Below are 19,796 nucleotides of genomic sequence, written 5' to 3' on the forward strand. Positions count from 1 at the left end.
TACTATTTATTATTGATAGTTAGGTCATAAATCGACATTTAATAATCTTGTCTATTTCATGGATAGGAATGGGTAATCATCCGCATTCCTTTTAATGTAAAACAATTAGATATCATCAATTTCACAAAGTGTTAACTCTGTTGTTGTGCTTTTTGATTGGCAATATAGCTTTCATCAACTTGTATTATACTATTAGTTTGATGATCGATTTGATAGGTTTTACCAAATCCAATAACCAGTCTGCCTTGCATTGGTGAAATTTTAAATAAGTTAAAGTCTTTCATTTCTGACAACATATAAACCATTTTACTGACTCGCAAAGCAAATTGCTCAATAATAGCATTAAACAATTCGGAATCTTTTTCAATCATGTTAGCAGTGGCTTGAAAGCTTAAACGTTTACGAGCATAAATGTTCTTCGTTTTAGATTCATCTTCAATAATAAAAGCTGAGATATGGGCATTAGCTTTGATATTCTGACTATGTGGGGCTAAATCAGAAATAAGTATATAGTAATTCTTACCATCAAAAAAATAAGGTGAATAACTTGTTTCGACATCGCCATTTGAATTAATGGTTGACAATATGACCGATAAAACGGATTCATGAAGGCTATTTATTGTATTTTGAACTATCTCAATGTTGGACTCAGCCATAAAAATCTCCTTTAACTTTTTAATTTATTTTTTATTAATTAGTTCGATAGATTAAAGTTTAATCGTTATTTGATCAATCAGTTAATCAATTGAATATAGAGTCATAACTTTAATCATTGTTATTGGGTACACTGTGTAGCCCTATTGTTTTATAGGCATTACTCAATTAGCATTATGTTGTTAACTATTTGTAAAGGCGATTAATCATACCCTATCCATCTTTCCTTTCCAATAAAACTAATACTTCCATATGCGCTGTATGAGGAAACATATCAAATAATTGAACTTTATTAAGTTGGTAATCCGATAATAAGCGTATATCTTCAACTAATGATGATAAATTGCAGCTAGAATATAAAATATAATGAGGTTTAACTTGAGCTAAGAATTGCATTAATGTTTCACCTCCCCCTCTTCTGGGTGGATTGAGTAATACTAAGTCAGGTATATTCTGTTGTCCGATGCTATACCGGGTTGCATCTAATGATTTAAAGGTAAGATGAGTAAAACCCATTTCATGTGCTGAGCGGGAAGCACACTCTATTGCATCTTGGCTAATTTCTATTCCCGTCAATTCTATATTCTTGTTATCTGAAGAATTGACTAAATGTAAACCAAATCCGCCTACCCCACAAAACAGATCCCAAATGGAGCTTATTTTTAAATTATTTACCCAATCACTTGCTGTTTGATAAAGATTCTTAGCAATATTGGTATTGGTTTGAAAAAAGCTTTTAGCTTTAATATAAAGGGGAATGTGATTCAATGTAAAATTCAAATAACTATTTTGGGTAAGAACAATTTCTTCTTCACCTTCTAAAATAGCTGAATGATTAGGTTGAATATTTATTGAAACAACCTGTAAATTTTCAATTTTGTTTTGAAGCTGTTGAAGTGAATTTCTGATTTTCTCAACAAACTTGTGTGATCTCATCACAAATCGAATCATAAAACCATTTGTTTCTTCGGTGGTACTTTCTGTAATGATGACAAACTTCAATTCCCCTTTTCGCTTATTAATATTATAAGGAACTAAACCTTGTTTACGGATGTACGTTCGTACTATTTTAAGAATATTTTGCATACTGGTGGTATAAAGCGGACAATCGCAAAGATCAATAGCTTCATTACCATTTACCATACCCAATATCGGTTTTTCAACAGTGCCAAGTACGGCCATTTTTGCCTTATTACGAAAAGCTACTTCTGAGCTAGCAACGGGCGGCTTAACCTCTTTAGGGTTAAACTCCGTTATTTTTTCTGATAAATTACTCTGTTTTTCTTGAAGTTGGGTGGCGTAAGAATAATTGATCCAGTTACATGATAAACATTTTTTTTGCTGATAATAGCGACACTGCATTATAGTCATAACCTCGTTTTATAATAAGTTATTATATAATTAAATTGTTTCAAAGATTAGTTATTTTAAGCCAAACCACAAAAGACAGCCTGATATTGACTTTTTAAAAATAAAAATTAATTATTTATCAAAAAGATATTTAATTATTTCATTACCAAGGTTTGACGTCATAGCGCTATATGATAGGATATAGCCATTAACATTACAGGAACAATTTAATGTCTATTAAGTTAAAAACGCCAACAGAAATCGAAAAAATGCGTATCGCTGGCAAACTTGCTGCCGATGTATTAGAAATGATCGAACCCTATGTCAAGCCCGGTATTACGACAGGTGAACTGGATAAAATCTGCTATGAATATATTGTCAATGTTCAAAAAGCTATCCCTGCAAATATCGGCTATAGCGGTTATCAACATACAAGCTGTATTTCAATCAATGACGTTGTTTGTCATGGTATCCCAAGTTTTGATAAAAAAATAAAAGATGGTGACATACTTAACATTGATGTCACTGTTATCAAAGACGGTTATCACGGTGACACATCAAGAATGTATATAGCAGGAAAACCAACCGTTGCTGGCGAAAAGTTGTGTGAAGTGGCACAAAATAGTTTGTATGAAGCGATAAAAATTATTCAACCAGGTATTCGATTAAGAGAAATCGGTAAAACAATTCAAAAATATGTAGAAAAATTTGGTTTTTCATCTGTTAGGGAATATTGTGGCCATGGAATCGGTGAAGTTTATCATGATGAACCGCAAGTGCTACATTATGATGCTGATGACGGTGGAGTTATTTTAAAACCGGGTATGACATTCACTATAGAACCTATGGTAAACACAGGTGATTGGCGTACTCGAACAATGAAAGATGGTTGGACCGTAAAAACTAAAGATCATGGACTTTCTGCTCAATATGAACACACTATTTTAGTGACAGATAATGGTGTTGAAGTATTAACGCTACGCAGTAATGAAAACTTCCCTCGAGTAATCGAACACTAAAACTGATGATTCAACAATAAATTTATTGTTGAATCATGATTATCTTCTCTAATTCATCTTAATAAAGTAATGTATAAAGTTTACGACGATAAGAAGCCGCTAACGGATTACTTGTGCCTAACGCTGCTAAAAGGTCAAGTAAGGTTTTCTTAACTTGTCCATCACCTGCATTAAGATCTTGAGTAAGAGGCTTAAATAGTAATTCAAGTGCTTCTTCTTGCCGTCCTACTTGCATTAATTGCGATGATAATTGGATCATCAACTCTACATTATCCGGGTGTTTTTCTAATTCAGCTTGTAATAATTGCAATTCGGGAGAATTTGCAGCTTGTTCCAATAACTCAATTTCAGCTTGTAAACCATGATAGGTAGTATCCTGATCTTGCAATGGAACAGAAGCTAAAACATCTTTTGCTTCCGCTAGCTGCTTTAATGCTATCTGTGCTTTGGCTAACATGAATGCAATATCGGATCTTGGTTTACCTAAATGATCCTTTAAATTCTTCCATGCTTGTCTTAATAATGGCAAAGCTTCTTCGTATTTTTCTTCATTAAATAGATTTTGTGCTTCAATTAACTTAAGTTCATCTTCATTAGGCAACACTTTAGTAAGTAATTCACGAATTTTTTCTTCTGGTTGAGGCCCTTGAAAACCATCGAGAGGTTGGCCATTTTGGAATAAATAAACGGTCGGAATGGCACGTAACCCAAATTGAGCAGCCAACATCTGTTGCTCATCACAATTGACACTCGCTAAAATAAATTGACCATGATATTCATCAGCTAATTTAGTCAATGTTTGTGTCATTTCTTCATAATTTGGGCTTCTTGGTGACCAAAAGTAAAATAACACAAGCTGTTTAGTTGATTTTTCTAAAATTTCTTGAATATTTTGTTCATTAACATCAAAAATAAAAGGGTTTTGCATATTATGTCCTATGAATATTGAGATTCATTATTTATTGAATAAAATTCTATCCATTAATCTATCCGGAAGCAAACGTTTGCCAATCGCCGCTAACTGGGTTACTTTTGTTACCCTGTAACGTATTTTAGGTTTGCGATGTTCAAGGGCATGATATAAACATGGCAAAACGGCCTCGGGCGGTAAGGTAAATCGTTTAGCTATTGGTGGATTTTCAATCCGATGTGTTTTTTCTGTTTGATTGACATTTTTTGAAAAAGCTGTTGTTAATGGACCGGGTTCAATCAAACACACTTTAATATTTGTATTGGCTAATTCAAGTCTTAATACATCCGACCAGGCTTCTAAAGCATACTTACTGGCTGAATAAGCACCTCGTCCCGGTGTTGCAATAATACCAACGATTGAACTGGTTTGTATGATTCGTCCTTCATTATGTTCAATCATGGCGGGTAAGAGCAGTTGAGTTAATTGATGAACACCAAAAAAATTAGTTGCAAATTGAGATTCTAACTGCTCACGACTGATTGTATTTAATCGACCATATACACCAAATCCAGCATTATTAAATAAACCATATAACTTGTTATTGGATAATGCTAACACTTCCTTAGCAGCTTGAGTGACAGATTCAGGATTATTGAGATCAAGAATCACTGCTTCAAATCCTTGCTCAATAAGTTTTTTTTGATCCTCGTCTTTACGGCAAGAAGTAATAACACGATATCCTCGTTGTTTGAGTGCAACAGCCGAAATCATCCCTATTCCACTTGAACAGCCCGTTATAAATATTGTGCGCAATTCTCTTCTCCCAGATAGTTGTATGTTGTCAAGTTAGCCTATAGCAATTATGATATCACATCTTAATTTAAGTTACTTAACGTTAGTCATGAGGATCGTATGAGAATCGCTATCATTGCCGCAATGGAAGAAGAAGTTGCGATATTAAAAAGTAAAATTACCCATTATAGAGTGGAACGCCATCTAAATTGCGATTTTCATCTTGGAAAAATAGCCAATTGTGAAATTGTACTTCTTCAATCAGGCATTGGAAAAGTCGCAGCAGCATCAGGAACCACCCTATTATTAAGTAATTATCAAGTTGATGCGGTTATCAATACTGGCTCAGCAGGTGGACTTTCAACGGCATTAAACATTGGCGATATCGTGGTATCGAAAAATGTATTTTATCATGATGTGGATTTGACTGCGTTTGGTTATCAACCAGGTCAAATGTCAGGATGCCCGATAGCATTTGAGGCAAGTGAAACTTACCAAACATTAGCCAAAGAGTGTATTAAAAAACAAGGGGTCAACGCTATTGAAGGATCGATCGGTAGTGGTGATGCATTTATCAATGGAAAAACCAATCTGGAACGAATTAAGCAAACATTTCCCAATGCTATCGCTGTTGAGATGGAAGCGGCTGCTATTGGTCATGTTTGTTGGTTATATCAGATACCTTTTGTGGTGGTTAGAGCAATTTCGGATAATGGTGATAGTGAATCAGCCGTTGATTTCCAATCTTTCTTAAAATTGGCTGCAACACAATCTTCATTGATTGTCGAATCAATGCTAACTGAACTTGCTTAATTGTTATCAAATTTAGACATTGATAATTGAAAAACATGTCATATTAAATGAGCAGATATGATCTGCTCATTAGCAACATTTATTGGCAATAGGGTTCAAATAAAGGTTTTCGCCAGCCTGATAAAATTTCTGGATCCTGCCCTATTTTATCAATCTTCCACTTCACGTATTGGTTTATTAATCGTCTGGATAGTAACAAATCTGCATTAAGCCCTGTTTGTGAGGCAATCTTGACAACTGCATTTTTTAGTTGATCTGTAATCACCTTATAATCAGGATAACTATTAATACGACGTATTGCTGGAATGTCTGGAATAGGTTCCGATAAAATATTCAGAATCTGTTGGCCATATAACCGAATCTCTTTTCCATGCAATCCTAATTTATCGAGTTCTGACAAGGATGAGGGTGAATAACGAGCTATTTTCCACAACACCTCTTTTTTGACCACAAAGTTTACAGCAATATCTTGCTGCTTAGCTAATTGATAGCGCCAACTCGCTAATTTATATAACTGCCCTAAACTCTTACCTTTCAGTTGCCAGCTATTTTTAATACTCAGGTAAGCATCATCTGGATTGATCACCTCACATTTGCGACCAATAACCATTTGACACTCTTGATAAGCGGCAACTAAATAATGATTGCTGATTAATTGTGATTTAAGTTTTTGCATTAACGGAAACAGGTATATCACATCATTAATCGCATATTGACACTGTTTTTCTGTCAATGGTCGTTTCAACCAATCTGTACGGGTTTCACTTTTATCAAGATCAATATTGAGATATTTTTTAACTAAACTGGCATAGCCACTACTTAATGGATTATCTAAAAAAGATGCAAGGACTTGACTATCAATGATTGGCGTTGGGACACAATCAAAATGATGCATAAATACTTCAATATCTTCACTGCAAGAATGAAAATATTTTTCAATGGCGTCATTTCGAAAAATGTCGATTAAACATTGCCAATCGGTGATTGCAATAGGATCGATCAAGGCAGCAAATTCACCATTAAATACCTGAAGTAAGCCTAAATGAGGATAAAAAGTTCGAGTTCGAACAAATTCAGTATCCAATGCAATAGCTGCACTATTTTTGATTTTTGAACAATAATCAGCGAGTTGTTCATTATTTATAATAAATTGATAAGTCAATATTAATTACCTATTCTAAAGAATGATTTGATTGTTCTTTGTTATTATCAAACGTCACATCAATGACAACAATTTCTGAACGTGTCATTAAGCGTAAAGGGATACTTCCAAAGCCATAACCGCTACTTACAATACTGGTAAACTGTTTTTCTATATCATGATATATCCCATCAGCATTTTTATAAATAACAGATAACAAAAGATTGATTGGAAAAAGTTGCCCACCATGCGTGTGTCCTGAAATCATCAAATCAACTCCGGCGTTAGCTGTTTCATCAAGATTTTTGGGTTGATGATCTAATAAAATGATGGGTGTAGACGTATCGGCAAACATCATTAAATCAGCAAGTTCCGCTCGTTTTAAATCATACTTACTCGATGAAAAATCTTCTCGACCAATTAACGTGATATTCAAATCACTAAGGTACACAATATCATCTCGTAAAACGCGCATATTGGCAGCTTTAAACGCATCAACAATATCCTCGCCATGAGGATGTTCTTTATTAATGGCTAGATATTCATGATTACCAAAAATAATATAGGTACCATATTTCGATTTCAATTGTGAAAATTGTTTATTAAAGTCAGTTTCTGTAAATGATTTTAATTGTTTATCTAGCGTATCACCCGTGATAACGATAAGATCGGCATTAAGTTTGTTAACTTCGTCCACCATTTGCTTGATAAATTTACGCTGGGTTAACCCATTAAGATGAATATCACTTAATTGAACAATACGTAAATGATCAACATTAGCCTGTTTATTAATCGTAACTTGATAATTTACTATTTTAGAATTAGTCGCCATTTGATGACCAAATATAAACAGTACAATTACGCAACCGACATAAACATAACTCACCCAAAAATCGGGTTTAAATCTTTTTCTACTTATTAAGTGAATAAAGTCAAAAAGCAATGTCGCATAAACAAAACAGATAGTTAAACTGAACAATATGCCAAAAAAGGCCGGAAAATCATTCAATACTTTTGACAGGATAAATGTGGTAGCTATGGTTGCTAATGCTAACCAATAAGCCAATTTCAAATAACCATTTAAATGAAAATCTAGCCAAAATAACCACCGTTTACCTAAGTAAATAATGACTAAAATACTCATCAAACTTATAAAAAGAATAACAAAATTCATAATGCTTCAAACAAATTAACTTAAAAAAGTGGTATCATAACAGAATTATTTTTTATTCGTTATCTATAACTTCAACTTTTATGAATTCAAAAATAGATCAATTATTTTCAACCCCTATCGATAAATTAGGTGACTGGACTTTTGATGAAAAAGTTGCTGAGGTGTTTCCGGATATGGTTCAACGCTCGGTGCCGGGTTATTCGAATATTATTTCTATGATTGGTATGTTGGCTGAACGATTTGTCCAACCGAATTCAATGATTTATGACTTAGGTTGTTCATTAGGTGCAGCAACGCTCTCTATTCGTCGTAATATTAAACATGAAAATTGCCATATTGTGGCTATTGATAATTCGTTACCGATGGTTGAACGTTGTAAACGCCATATCGACGCCTTTAAGGCCAATACGCCCGTTGATGTAATCTGTGACGACATCTGTAATATCCAGATGCAAAATGCATCCATGGTTGTTCTCAATTTTACATTACAATTTTTAACACCCGAATCCCGACAACAAGTCTTGAATAAGATTTATCAAGCATTAAACCCCAATGGTATATTGGTATTATCTGAAAAATTTAGTTTTACTGATTCAACTATTGATGACTTACTGTTCAATATGCATCATGATTTTAAACGTGCGAATGGCTACAGTGAGTTAGAAATTAGTCAAAAGCGTAATATGTTAGAAAATGTCATGCTGACTGATACTGTCGAAATCCATAATGAACGCCTAACCAAAGCAGGTTTTACACATATTAACACTTGGTTCCAATGTTTCAATTTTGGTTCTATCATTGCTATAAAATAGCCGTTATTTAGGATAGTTATCAATCCATATATCAGTCAAAAATCAAATTAATAAGGACACAAAAGAATGATCGATTTTGGTGATTTTTACCAGATTATCGCAAAAAATAGGCTCAGTAGCTGGCTTGAAGTCTTACCGGCACAATTAGCCAATTGGCAAAAACAAAATTTAGATAGCCGTTTTACTCAATGGCTAAATAGTATTAAACACTTACCTGTTATAACGCCCTATCATATAGATTTATTGCATGGTGTCAGCGTAAAAACGCAAACACCTCTTTCAACTGGGGAACAGCAACGTATTACTCAGCTATTAAAAAACATGATGCCTTGGCGCAAAGGACCATTTCATTTTTATGGTATAGATATCGATACTGAATGGCGTTCTGATTGGAAATGGGAACGTCTTATTCATCATATTGACAATTTAGAAGGTAAACTTGTTTTAGATGTTGGTTGTAATAGTGGGTATCACTTATGGCGAATGATTGGCGCTGGGGCTAAACTTGCAGTAGGCATCGATCCTATGGCTCTTTATTTATGTCAATTTGAAGCCGTCAGAAAATTATTAGGTGATGATAAACGAGCACATTTATTACCACTTGGCATTGAAGAGCTACCAAAGCTTAATGCTTTTGATACGGTATTTTCGATGGGTGTTTTATACCATCGCCGTTCGCCTCTTGATCATCTTTACCAATTAAAAGATCAGCTTGTTGATGGTGGGCAATTAATATTAGAAACACTCGTTATTGAAGGTGATTTACATCAAGCGCTTATGCCAGGTGAACGTTATGCACAAATGCGCAATGTTTACTTTATTCCATCGGTACCTACCATGATAAATTGGCTGCAAAAATGCGGTTTTAAAGATGTCAGAATGGTGGATATTTCACAAACTAGTTTAGAAGAACAACGTAAAACCGATTGGATGACGTCTGATTCACTTGCTGATTTTCTCGATCCAAATGATCTAAGTAAAACCATTGAGGGTTATCCTGCTCCAATGCGAGCGGTATTTATTGCACAAAAATAGTTTTTTACATTAGCGACATATTTATTTAAATTGTAATAAACAATCCTATCAAAATACTGTTTTATCTTATGTTAAAGCAAACACCGCCAAGATAAAAAAACAACAAGTAATAAACAAAAAAACGGGCTTAATGCCCGTTTTTTATACCTATTTTTCGCTTAAACAAATTGTTTATTGCACACCCGGTACCGTAAAATGCATAATTAAAAGCAACGTTGGTAAAATAAATATGGATAAAATTGTTGAAGCAAAAAAGATACTTGATGCTTGTTCTTGCTCAACATTCCAATTATAAGCCAAAATAACGGCTGTTGATGCTGTTGGCATAGCTAACAAGAATACTAACTCTTCCGCCTCCATACCCGTAATACCAAAAAGGTTTACCGCAATTAAAGCTACTACTGGTGTAAAGAAGCTTTTTAAAATCACATTGATAATCAACGGTTTTGAAAAATTCAATTTAACACCATAGATACCTACCCCAACGGCAATTAACGAAATAAAGTTACAAGCATTCGACATGATATCAAAGGTATTAAAGACAAAATGTGGTAACCATTTTGTTCCATCTGTAACACTGACAATTAAGCCCAGAATGACCGCTAAAAACATTGGTTTCATTAACGAGTTTTTCACTGCGCTAAATACCATGTTGCCCGTTACTTTTCCGCCAGATATTTTCGTATCACACAATTCCAATAAGAAAATCGTCATTGGTATCAATGATAACGCCACCACAAAATTCGCTACAGCGACTGAAATGGTTGACGATGCACCTAACATCAATGTTAAAAATGGTACGCCCATTCCCCCCATATTCGGGAAACAACATAACATCGCGTTCATCGCTGTTGATTTTAAATCTTTATGTAAAATGTATTTATTGGTTAAAAAACAAATTATCCATAAAAATGACATTGTACAGAAAAATGCAATCATCCAAATACCGTTGAATATTTCAGACGGCTTAGCATGTGATGTATGCACAAAAAGTAATGCCGGAAATACAAAGTTTGACACTAAACCGGATAATAGCTTCTTGGAGTCTTTGGTAAAAATATTCTGATGAACACATAACCAACCAAGAAAAATTAATAAAAACACCGGAAGACAAGAACTAACAACTTGCCCTACTGCAGACCAAATTAGATTCATTTTTTTTAAAACTCCTAAAATAATATTACTTAAAATACATATTCGGTAATTGGTCGGTAACTTTGGATTAGAATTTATATTTATAGACCGAGCTAAAATAAGTAGGTAATAAAACTGAACATGACCCAGTTATAATAAAACTAGCGACAAAACCTTTTTTCAGTTTTTTAAAAACTTGATATAACTAAATGTTGTTTTACGCACTTTGTGTTTTTGAAAAATATTTTTAATACGACAACCCTTGCTATATTTAAATGTCAAATAACATAACTTGGAAAATATTATATCTGATTCTTTTCGCCCTTGTGTCGAGCTGGCAATACTGACTGTCTAAAAAAACAAAAAAACGCAACAAATATTATTGATATATATCAATATTGGTATTTTATTCTTATAAAAAACAAAAGATGAGAAAATAAAAAAAACGAGCGTTAAATTAGAGTAAAAATCAAAATTAAGCTAAAACAAACTAAATAGCGCTTTTTATCATCGATAACCAATCAAAATTGCATCAGGCGTAGTTAGGTTAACAAATTGACTTTTTGTATTATTTCGATAAGTCACACTTAAAGTTTACCTTTAGTCACTTATATAAGGGCTGTGAACAAAAATACAAGGTATAGTGAATTATGTTGTAAATTAATTAATAAATAATCAATATAATGTAAACTATTTAAGTGGTTTTGTAAAATGCCGTAATGTAATTTAAATCAATTATTATGATAGCTTGCGATTTTGTTCTCTATTTTTTGCAACAATACAAATTCAATCCTGCCATTATTTCAACTATTCTAGATTCAGATCGTCAAACTTACTGGTTCGTTAAAATATACTTATCATCCATTACACATGGTCATTTTTTGTCACATTGCTATTTTTTTACAGTGTTTTTCATTGAATCAAGAATTTTATACTGTATATTTATACACTATTCGTTTTTTATCACGAACACTACTACATAGTATAAATTTTACCTGTATATTTTTAGGAGAAACGTTCTTGAGTAAATCCTGTATTGTGCTAGGAACCGTTGATAGCACTATCAAAAATTACTTACCTTTGGTTGATACCCCTGTCAGGGCTGGCTTTCCATCGCCTGCTGATGATTATTTAGAAGCCAAACTGGACTTAACCGATCACTTAGTTAAACACCCTAGCGCAACGTATTATATTAAAGCACAGGGGGAATCGATGATTAACTATGGCATTTTTAGTGGTGATCTTTTAGTAGTAGATCGTTCATTAGCACCCCAAATAGAAGATATTGTCGTTGCAGCTGTTGACGGTGAACTAACATGTAAGTGCCTGGGACTTATTGATGGACAACATTATCTATTATCAGGCAATGAACTTTATCCCCCTATTTCATTAGCGGGTAAAGAAGTCCATATATGGGGCGTTGTTATACACACTATTCATTCTTTACGAAAACGTGGTCATGCATGATTGGGCTGATTGATTGTAATAACTTTTATGCTTCGTGTGAGCGTGTTTTTAACCCTAAATTAGAAGGAAAACCAATTGGCATTTTATCCAATAATGATGGATGTGTCATCGCACGCTCCAATGAACTTAAACCTTTAGTACCAATGGGTATGCCTGCCTACCAAATTGAGGCTAACATTCGAAAACAAATTACATTATTAAGTTCTAACTATGAACTTTATGGCGATATGAGCCAACGTGTTTTTGATACTGTCAGCCATTATACTGCCGATATTGAACCCTACTCTATTGACGAAGCTTTTATTAAACTGGCGGGATTTAGCGATGTTACAACCCATTGTCAACATTTAAGGGCAATAGTAAAACGTGATACGGGAATTCCGGTAAGTATTGGCATTGCATCAACCCACACGTTAGCAAAGTTGGCAAACCACATTGCAAAAAAGCAGCCTATTTATCAAGGGGTCTATTGCCTTCCTAACGATTCAGCCTTACTTGATCAGATTTTAAAATCATTTCCTGTTGATGAAATTTGGGGCGTTGGCAGACGCATAGCCAAAAGATTGCAAACATTAGGCATTCATACTGCGTGGGATCTGCGTCAGGCAGATTTAAAACAAATTAGACAACAATTTTCCGTCGTGCTTGAACGTACCATATTAGAGTTGCAAGGTATTAACGCTATTGAATTAGATGACATTGCTACCCCTAAGAAAAACATTATGACATCACGTAGTTTTGGGCAGTTAACAGGTGAATTATTTGATTTGCAAGAGGCCATTCGTATTCATGCCAGTCGAGGAGCTGAAAAACTAAGACAACAAAAATCGATTGCTAATGCTGTACTTGTTTTTTTGAAAACAAATCGGTTTCGTCAAGACTTAATTCAATACAATCCCTCGATTGTCGTACCGCTACTATCACCTACTGATGATTCAAGAGTAATTATTCATGCAGCACAACAGGGGCTAACAGCAATTTATAAAAAAGGATTTTTATTTATGAAGTCAGGTGTTATGTTACTCGATTTAAAAGCTAAAGATAGCTTTTGCCAATCTGACTTATTTGCTTTAAATAGTCTGCCAGTCTTACAGCAAAAAAATGATAACTTAATGAAAACAATCGATACCATTAATCAAAAAATGGGTAAAAATACCATTCAATTAGGCGGAAGTAGAAAAACCGCACCTTGGCAGATCAAACGAGAACGGCTTAGCCAACGTTACACAACACGTTGGGATGAATTACCATTAGTTAAATGATAATTAGCAACAAAAATAACCAATCATTATAACGAAGAATAATGTTGTAAAGTTTTGCATTTCCAACAGAAAAATCTAAATTACGTTTTTTTATCATAATAAACGTTAAGATAAATAACGATTGGGCATATAAAAATAGTCATAACATGCAAATTTGATTTTTTACTCATAAAATTTATTTTACAAAAAGTTAACGTTTTGATTAAAATATGTTAACTTTATCGAGTTGTTAGCGTTAATTAAATGCATACTAACAGTTCAAAAATAAGTCAAAAAAGAAGAATATACAGTGCTAAAGTATGTCTTCAAAATGCTTATCCAGAAATAACAAAGCTCGAAAAAACAGTTTTAAACGAAATAAATAGCTTTATTTTGAGTAATTAAAATACGTTAAATAAATATACATTTTCACATAGATTATGTTTGATAGGTTATGGCATTGCTTATAAAAAGTTGTGAATTATTTTTTAGTAACAAAGCTTTATAAGTAAATTTCCATTAAAGGCCACAACTTTTTGGACATTGGCTTACATTTTTCCATAACCAACTGGAGTACTAAATGTGTAAAAAATTTTTGTGACCTTATTTATTGTTTGCTTATACGTTAATAGATTCAGTGTATGAAGCATAAATTTTATAACAGAACGATATACTGAACAACGTCAACATGTTTTTCATCATCACGATAAAAAATACACGAAAGTAATGGGGCAATTAGGATGAATAATACCGCAGTAGAAATTGAAAAACTTAAACAGTTAAGTGAAGCAAATAGTAACAGCAATTATATCTCAATTTACACCTCTAAAAAGCAACAAAATTTATCAAATATACCGATTTTAAAGCCTTTACTGATAATTATATTAAGTGGTTGCAAAGTGATTGGTAATGAAAAAAAACTAGCCTGCAATACAGGAGATTTTATTTTTTTCACCGATGTTCAATCAATGAACATGAGAAATATACCCGCAAATACGAATTATTTTGCATTACTTATTAATTTTGAATTTTCTGATTTTAATGATACATCAATCAACATCAATACAAAGAAAACCAATGAATATACCGCAGGGAAAGCAAATTCTGCCTTTTATAAATGTGTTTCACAAATGATAGAATGCTTAGAATGGGCATCTGATGACATCATTACAAATCGTAGAAAAGAAATTATTAAACTGTTAGTCCATTCCGGTTATGAAAATTTGGCATGTTTACCCAATCGAAAAGAAACCACGCAAAAAGTAATTGAAATATTTAATAAAAAAGACAATAAAAAAATAACCATTGATGAAATTTGCAAAGAAATCTGTATGAGTAAAGCAACGTTGTATCGAAAATTGAAACTTGAAGGGGAAAATATACAAAAAATTAAGGAAAAACTCGTGATGGGACAAGCGCTTCATTTATTACAAACCTCTAATTTTTCAACAGAATATATCGCTGAAATGATAGGATATTCTTCGTCCACTCGGTTTTCACAAAGATTTAAAGCTAATTTTGGATTAACGCCAAGAGAATTAAAAAACACCAAACGAAACTAATAAACATTTCATCATTTATTCCATTAAATGGAAACCACGTTAAGAATGAATATTACTTTCGCTGGTAAACATGCTAGTTCTAGTAATTGAATAAATGGTGGAACTTTAAAGATTTTAATATCTATCTTGATAGATAGACATACAGGAATTAAGGTTGAATCAGCCTTAATTCAAAACAAAAATAATACAGCCTTTACTTATTTCGTGACGTTTGCTGAAAATTTGTGAAAACTTTTAGCGACAACAAGACCACTAAAATTAAATTAACGAAATAGCGCTGAATTTCATCATATGAAAACCATTAAATTTTCATACAACAGTCTTAAATGACAAACACAAGCATTAATTTATTTACTACTCAAGAAAATAACAATGCCACAACTGTTAATCTTAACCCATTATGTTTATTAGGATTTAACACTTGTAGCTGGCTAAATTTGCGGTAAATTTTAACAATAACTGATATAAAAGAAATGACATTTACATTCATTTTAGTGACAAAATCATTCATATTTATAAAATTATGAAAATATTTGGCGTAATAACCCAATATTAATGACAAACATTAAGTTAGCTCAATAAACGAAGATTGCAATTTTATTCACTGATCGGTTTAAGTAAATATGATTGATTCAAGATGATAATGACCATTATAGAAGATGAAGGCAATTAAATTGAAAAAATAATAAACCATAACCAACTCATTAAAAATCAATCGATTGGTTATGGTTTATCAGCATATAGCAAGTGACTTACGATCCCATATTAACAATTGAGCTACGGAAACGTCTTAATGCTATAAAGAAAAAGATTGATCCAATTCCAATTAACCATACATAGGATGTCCACACAACACTCAACCCTGCACCACGATATAGTATGGCTTGCCCTAATTCGACAAAATGCGTTGTTGGGGCAATCATCATAATATTTTGTACTACTTCAGGCATACTTTCCCTTGGTGTACTACCACCGGACAACATTTGTAACGGTAATAAAATCAAAATCAACAACATAGCAAATTGTGCGGTTGATTTGGCAATCGTAGCCATAAAAATCCCAAGTGACGTTGTCACAAACAAGTGTAAAGCGGCTCCAATCAAAAACAACGTAATTGAGCCATTAATTGGAACATTAAGCCAGCTTTTTACCACCAATAGTAATGCCACCCAAGTTGAGATTAACACCACTAATCCCATTGACCATACCTTAGATATCATTATTTGAAACGGTGTGACAGGCATGGAAAGCAGATGATCAATAGTGCCATGTTCACGTTCTCGCATTAATGCAGCTCCGGTTAAAATAATGGATAACGTCGTTACAATATTAATGATTTCCATTACCGAGCCAAACCAAGAGCGAGTTAAATTCGGATTAAATGAGGTATGAACTTGAATATTGACAGGTAAATCCGTTGCTTTGCTATAACGATTAACATACTCTGTCACTTCACCCGTGATGATTTGTGTGATATAACCATTCCCTACAAAAGCTTGCCCCATTCGAGTCGCATCGATATTTAATTGAATTTCAGGACTTTGATTGTTCAACACATCACGCTGAAAATTAGGCGGAATATTTAAAGCAAAGGTATAGCTATCGGTATCCATGCCTCGATCCACCTCATCCATTGAGTATAATTTTACAGGTTGATTAAACATCGGTGGATAAAAAGCCGCAACAATTTGTCTTGATAACGGTGAATCATCTTCATCAACCACCGCTATTGAGGCATGATGAAGCGAGTCAGATGTTGCTGTAGCGGCAATATAAATATCAAACGTAAAACAGTAACCTATTAACAGAAGCATGATAGGATCGCGTAATAGTCCCCATAATTCCTTAATACCTAATCGATAAATATTAATTAAGCTTTGCTTCATAACTACCCTTCCTGTTTTTTAAGAAGAAAAATACTGGCGCACAGCACAACAGGAATAGTGACTAATAATGCGAATAAAGAATTGTGTAAATCATTAAAACCCAGTGCTTTATTAAATACACCTCGTGCAATGATTAGCATATGTGTTGTTGGATAAACTTCACCGATATAACGCCCACTCCCCTCCAATGAAGCCACAGGATTGAGTAAACCCGAAAACTGAATAGCAGGTAACATAGTGCCAACACAGGTTAAAAATATCACTGCAATCTGACTACGTGTAATTGTTGACGCCAACAGCCCAAGACCCGTTGAAATAATACAATAAGCTAAAGCAGCCAGACACAAGGTAAATAAACTGCCTTTGATTGGCACGCCAAAAATAGTAATCGCCATAAACAGCAACAGCAAAAAACTAAACATAGAAATAATAATATACGGTACCTGCTTCCCTAATAAAAATTCGGCACGAGTCACAGGGGTAACATATAAATTAATAATCGATCCCATCTCTTTTTCACGGACAACCGATAAAGCTGCCAGCATGGAAGGAATCATCAATAATAAAATAGGAATAACCGCAGGCACCATTGACGGTAAGCTTTTTACATCAGGATTATATCGATACCGCGTCTCAATATTCGCCAAACTGGTTGAATCTTTTCCCGACATTTCTTTCACTTTTTGACTTAGCCAAGCAAGATGCATACCTTGTACATAGCCTTTAATGGTTTCTGCTCGTAGTGGCATGGCACCATCTATCCAAACACCAATATCAACTGAATCACCACGTTGAATATCTCGTCCAAAATTAGGTGGAATTTCAATCGCTAACGCAATATCATTACTTCGTAAACGGGCATCCATATCGGCATAATCCGTTATAGGTGGCCTTTCAACAAAGTAACGTTTGGAACCAGACAAATTAAGCGTATAGTTTTGACTGATTTCACTTTGGTCACGATCTAGCACGGCAAAACGTAAATTTTCGACATCTAGCGTAATCCCATAACCCATAACGAGCATTAAGATTGCTGACCCCATTAATGCCAACATCGCTCGTAAAGGATCTCGCGACAGTTCAAGTGTTTCACGCCATAAACAACCAATCATCCGTGTTAAACTAAATCCTTGAAGATGATTCGCTGGTGGGATGACTGTTTGGGATTTGTCGGCGGTAACTGAAGCTTCGGTCGATTTTTGTTGTGCATCGCTATCGTCAGCACCTGCATCAACTAGATAGCGGATGAAGGCATCTTCTAAAGTCGACGCGTTTTTCGATGCAATAATATTATCGGGAGTATCACTTGCCAACACTTTCCCCGCATGCATTAAAGAAATCCTGTCACATCTTGCGGCTTCATTCATAAAATGGGTAGTAATAAAAACCGTTACTTTATCTTTACGGGATAATTCGATGATCAAACGCCAAAAGTCATCTCGAGCAATCGGATCGACGCCCGATGTCGGTTCATCTAAAATTAATATTTCTGGGTTGTGCACAACGGCGACCGATAAAGATAAACGCTGTTTAACCCCTAAAGGTAAGCTATCAGGTAGATTTTGAGCATCTTGTTCTAATCCAAACCGTTTAAGAAGTTCAGAAACACGTTCAGGTATTTTACTTTCTTCAATGCCAAATAAACGTGCATGTAGCACTAAGTTTTGCTCAACAGTCAATTCACTATACAAAGAAAAAGCTTGAGACATATAACCTAAATGCCGTCTGGTATTAATATCATTGGCATCAACAGGTTTTCCAAATAACCAAGCTTCACCGGACGAAATAGGTAATAAGCCAGTTAACATCTTCATGGTTGTTGATTTACCACAACCGTTTGACCCTAAAAAGCCAAAAATCTCGCCTTGTTTAATCGAAAAATTAACATGATCGACTGCAATAAAATCACCAAATTGCTTAGTTAGCCCTTTCGCTTCTATCGCTGTTTGTAGATTGTTATTCACATCCAAAGGTGGAATTTCAACGGCTTGATAGCCTTGTTTGGCACTTTCTGGCATCAACTGAATAAAGGCATCGTCTAAATTATCTTTTCCTGTTTGGCTTAATAATGATTTAGGTGTGCCGGTTTCTAAAATTTTACCGCCATACATTGCAACAAGCCAATCAAAGTTTTGTGCTTCATCCATATAAGCTGTTGCCACAATAACACTCATTTGTGGTCTTTGCTGCCGAATTTTATTAATTAATTGCCAAAATTGCGCTCGGGAAAGGGGATCGACCCCCGTGGTAGGTTCATCAAGAATCAGTAAATCAGGATCATGAATCAAAGCAGAACATAAACTGACTTTTTGTTTCATACCGCCAGATAGTCGCCCTGCTGGTCTTGATAAAAAGGGATACAGCCCAGTACTTTTTGTTAATTCGTCAATGCGACGTCGACGCTCTGCGGCATCATTACCAAATAAACGAGCAAAAAATTGAAGATTTTCCTCGACAGATAATGTTGGATAAAGATTTTTACCTAATCCTTGTGGCATGTAAGCAATACGAGTACACACCGCTTTACGATGTGACTTATCTCGCATATCGCCATCTAAAACATAAACTAAACCGTCTTGAATAACATGTGCACCCGCAATCAAAGACAGCAAACTTGATTTACCAACTCCATCGGGTCCAATTAATCCCACCATGCACCTTGGTGGAATAGTTAAACTAATGTTATCCAGCGCACAATTTTTTTTATAATGCAGTGAAACATCGCTAATTTTAACCACTGCATCATCAATAGATTTAGCTTCTGCTAATAAAGCTAAATCCTTATTGTCTGATTCTGACATAT

General features: G+C 34.2%; 16 protein-coding genes. 7 read left to right on the plus strand and 9 right to left on the minus strand.

Annotated elements, in window-relative coordinates; translation table 11 throughout:
• Positions 1 to 131: 131 nt before the first annotated feature.
• A complete protein-coding gene (locus ACGH46_RS05170; RefSeq protein WP_411598588.1) occupies positions 132 to 656 on the minus strand; it encodes a HugZ family protein in 525 nt (174 codons plus the stop codon).
• Between the two features lie 211 nt (positions 657 to 867).
• The gene (gene rlmC / locus ACGH46_RS05175) at positions 868 to 2,016 is read right to left on the minus strand and encodes a 23S rRNA (uracil(747)-C(5))-methyltransferase RlmC (protein WP_411604695.1); all 1,149 of its coding nucleotides are present in this window, start codon (positions 2,014 to 2,016) and stop codon (positions 868 to 870) included.
• A 218-nt stretch (positions 2,017 to 2,234) separates the two neighbouring features.
• Here rlmC and map point away from each other — a divergent pair, with 218 nt between their 5' ends.
• Complete coding sequence (map, locus tag ACGH46_RS05180) at positions 2,235 to 3,023, plus strand: type I methionyl aminopeptidase (protein ID WP_267350918.1); 789 nt, start codon at positions 2,235 to 2,237, stop codon at positions 3,021 to 3,023.
• 58 nt (positions 3,024 to 3,081) lie between these two features.
• Here map and ACGH46_RS05185 read toward each other — a convergent pair whose 3' ends face one another.
• Both ACGH46_RS05185 and ACGH46_RS05190 read right to left on the minus strand, forming a co-directional pair.
• A complete protein-coding gene (locus ACGH46_RS05185; RefSeq protein ID WP_267350917.1) occupies positions 3,082 to 3,951 on the minus strand; it encodes a thioredoxin family protein in 870 nt (289 codons plus the stop codon).
• A 27-nt stretch (positions 3,952 to 3,978) separates the two neighbouring features.
• Positions 3,979 to 4,749 carry an SDR family oxidoreductase gene (locus ACGH46_RS05190; RefSeq protein ID WP_411604542.1) on the minus strand — a complete coding sequence of 257 codons (771 nt, stop codon included), beginning with the start codon at positions 4,747 to 4,749 and terminating at the stop codon, positions 3,979 to 3,981.
• Positions 4,750 to 4,848: 99 nt separating this feature from the next.
• On the opposite strand from ACGH46_RS05190, the gene ACGH46_RS05195 reads away from it, so the two are divergent.
• Positions 4,849 to 5,541 carry a 5'-methylthioadenosine/adenosylhomocysteine nucleosidase gene (locus tag ACGH46_RS05195; RefSeq protein ID WP_411596647.1) on the plus strand — a complete coding sequence of 231 codons (693 nt, stop codon included), beginning with the start codon at positions 4,849 to 4,851 and terminating at the stop codon, positions 5,539 to 5,541.
• A gap of 79 nt (positions 5,542 to 5,620) precedes the next feature.
• On the opposite strand, the gene rnd is transcribed toward ACGH46_RS05195, so the two are convergent.
• Both rnd and ACGH46_RS05205 read right to left on the minus strand, forming a co-directional pair.
• Entirely contained in the window at positions 5,621 to 6,703 is a 1,083-nt protein-coding gene (gene rnd, locus ACGH46_RS05200) for a ribonuclease D (RefSeq protein ID WP_411604544.1), read from the minus strand.
• 10 nt (positions 6,704 to 6,713) lie between these two features.
• Positions 6,714 to 7,856, minus strand: a complete 1,143-nt coding sequence (locus ACGH46_RS05205; RefSeq protein ID WP_411589806.1) for a metallophosphoesterase — start codon at positions 7,854 to 7,856, stop codon at positions 6,714 to 6,716.
• A gap of 80 nt (positions 7,857 to 7,936) precedes the next feature.
• On the opposite strand from ACGH46_RS05205, the gene cmoA reads away from it, so the two are divergent.
• Entirely contained in the window at positions 7,937 to 8,668 is a 732-nt protein-coding gene (gene cmoA / locus ACGH46_RS05210) for a carboxy-S-adenosyl-L-methionine synthase CmoA (RefSeq protein WP_267350911.1), read from the plus strand.
• A gap of 66 nt (positions 8,669 to 8,734) precedes the next feature.
• Entirely contained in the window at positions 8,735 to 9,703 is a 969-nt protein-coding gene (cmoB, locus tag ACGH46_RS05215) for a tRNA 5-methoxyuridine(34)/uridine 5-oxyacetic acid(34) synthase CmoB (protein WP_267378669.1), read from the plus strand.
• Between the two features lie 171 nt (positions 9,704 to 9,874).
• Here cmoB and ACGH46_RS05220 read toward each other — a convergent pair whose 3' ends face one another.
• Positions 9,875 to 10,858 carry an AEC family transporter gene (locus ACGH46_RS05220; RefSeq protein WP_267350908.1) on the minus strand — a complete coding sequence of 328 codons (984 nt, stop codon included), beginning with the start codon at positions 10,856 to 10,858 and terminating at the stop codon, positions 9,875 to 9,877.
• Between the two features lie 999 nt (positions 10,859 to 11,857).
• On the opposite strand from ACGH46_RS05220, the gene ACGH46_RS05225 reads away from it, so the two are divergent.
• The 3 genes from ACGH46_RS05225 to ACGH46_RS05235 all read left to right on the plus strand — a co-directional run bounded on the left by ACGH46_RS05225 (position 11,858) and on the right by ACGH46_RS05235 (position 15,107).
• On the plus strand, positions 11,858 to 12,304 hold the full coding sequence (locus ACGH46_RS05225; RefSeq protein WP_267350906.1) for a LexA family protein: 447 nt from the start codon (positions 11,858 to 11,860) through the stop codon (positions 12,302 to 12,304).
• Positions 12,301 to 13,566 carry a Y-family DNA polymerase gene (locus ACGH46_RS05230; protein ID WP_267359725.1) on the plus strand — a complete coding sequence of 422 codons (1,266 nt, stop codon included), beginning with the start codon at positions 12,301 to 12,303 and terminating at the stop codon, positions 13,564 to 13,566. Before ACGH46_RS05225 ends, ACGH46_RS05230 begins: the two co-directional genes overlap by 4 nt.
• A gap of 719 nt (positions 13,567 to 14,285) precedes the next feature.
• Positions 14,286 to 15,107: a helix-turn-helix transcriptional regulator gene (locus tag ACGH46_RS05235; RefSeq protein WP_267350902.1), complete on the plus strand. Its 822-nt coding sequence runs from the start codon at positions 14,286 to 14,288 to the stop codon at positions 15,105 to 15,107.
• Positions 15,108 to 15,859: 752 nt separating this feature from the next.
• On the opposite strand, the gene ACGH46_RS05240 is transcribed toward ACGH46_RS05235, so the two are convergent.
• Positions 15,860 to 16,993 carry an ABC transporter permease gene (locus tag ACGH46_RS05240; RefSeq protein ID WP_411604547.1) on the minus strand — a complete coding sequence of 378 codons (1,134 nt, stop codon included), beginning with the start codon at positions 16,991 to 16,993 and terminating at the stop codon, positions 15,860 to 15,862.
• A gap of 2 nt (positions 16,994 to 16,995) precedes the next feature.
• A complete protein-coding gene (rbbA, locus tag ACGH46_RS05245) occupies positions 16,996 to 19,794 on the minus strand; it encodes a ribosome-associated ATPase/putative transporter RbbA (protein WP_267378660.1) in 2,799 nt (932 codons plus the stop codon).
• Positions 19,795 to 19,796: the final 2 nt, after the last annotated feature.

It is taken from the genome of Gilliamella sp. CG22, assembly GCF_046635725.1.
Lineage (GTDB): Bacteria > Pseudomonadota > Gammaproteobacteria > Enterobacterales > Orbaceae > Gilliamella > Gilliamella apicola_I.

What these genes read in the sequence shown, in the direction of transcription:
- ACGH46_RS05240 (WP_411604547.1), bottom strand. Translation starts at nt 16,993, where the DNA reads ATGAAGCAAAGCTTAATTAATATTTATCGATTAGGTATTAAGGAATTA.
- ACGH46_RS05170 (WP_411598588.1), bottom strand. Translation starts at nt 656, where the DNA reads ATGGCTGAGTCCAACATTGAGATAGTTCAAAATACAATAAATAGCCTT.
- rbbA (WP_267378660.1), bottom strand. Translation starts at nt 19,794, where the DNA reads ATGTCAGAATCAGACAATAAGGATTTAGCTTTATTAGCAGAAGCTAAA.
- cmoB (WP_267378669.1), top strand. Translation starts at nt 8,735, where the DNA reads ATGATCGATTTTGGTGATTTTTACCAGATTATCGCAAAAAATAGGCTC.
- ACGH46_RS05185 (WP_267350917.1), bottom strand. Translation starts at nt 3,951, where the DNA reads ATGCAAAACCCTTTTATTTTTGATGTTAATGAACAAAATATTCAAGAA.
- map (WP_267350918.1), top strand. Translation starts at nt 2,235, where the DNA reads ATGTCTATTAAGTTAAAAACGCCAACAGAAATCGAAAAAATGCGTATC.
- cmoA (WP_267350911.1), top strand. Translation starts at nt 7,937, where the DNA reads ATGAATTCAAAAATAGATCAATTATTTTCAACCCCTATCGATAAATTA.
- ACGH46_RS05230 (WP_267359725.1), top strand. Translation starts at nt 12,301, where the DNA reads ATGATTGGGCTGATTGATTGTAATAACTTTTATGCTTCGTGTGAGCGT.
- ACGH46_RS05235 (WP_267350902.1), top strand. Translation starts at nt 14,286, where the DNA reads ATGAATAATACCGCAGTAGAAATTGAAAAACTTAAACAGTTAAGTGAA.
- ACGH46_RS05205 (WP_411589806.1), bottom strand. Translation starts at nt 7,856, where the DNA reads ATGAATTTTGTTATTCTTTTTATAAGTTTGATGAGTATTTTAGTCATT.
- ACGH46_RS05195 (WP_411596647.1), top strand. Translation starts at nt 4,849, where the DNA reads ATGAGAATCGCTATCATTGCCGCAATGGAAGAAGAAGTTGCGATATTA.
- rlmC (WP_411604695.1), bottom strand. Translation starts at nt 2,016, where the DNA reads ATGCAGTGTCGCTATTATCAGCAAAAAAAATGTTTATCATGTAACTGG.
- ACGH46_RS05220 (WP_267350908.1), bottom strand. Translation starts at nt 10,858, where the DNA reads ATGAATCTAATTTGGTCTGCAGTAGGGCAAGTTGTTAGTTCTTGTCTT.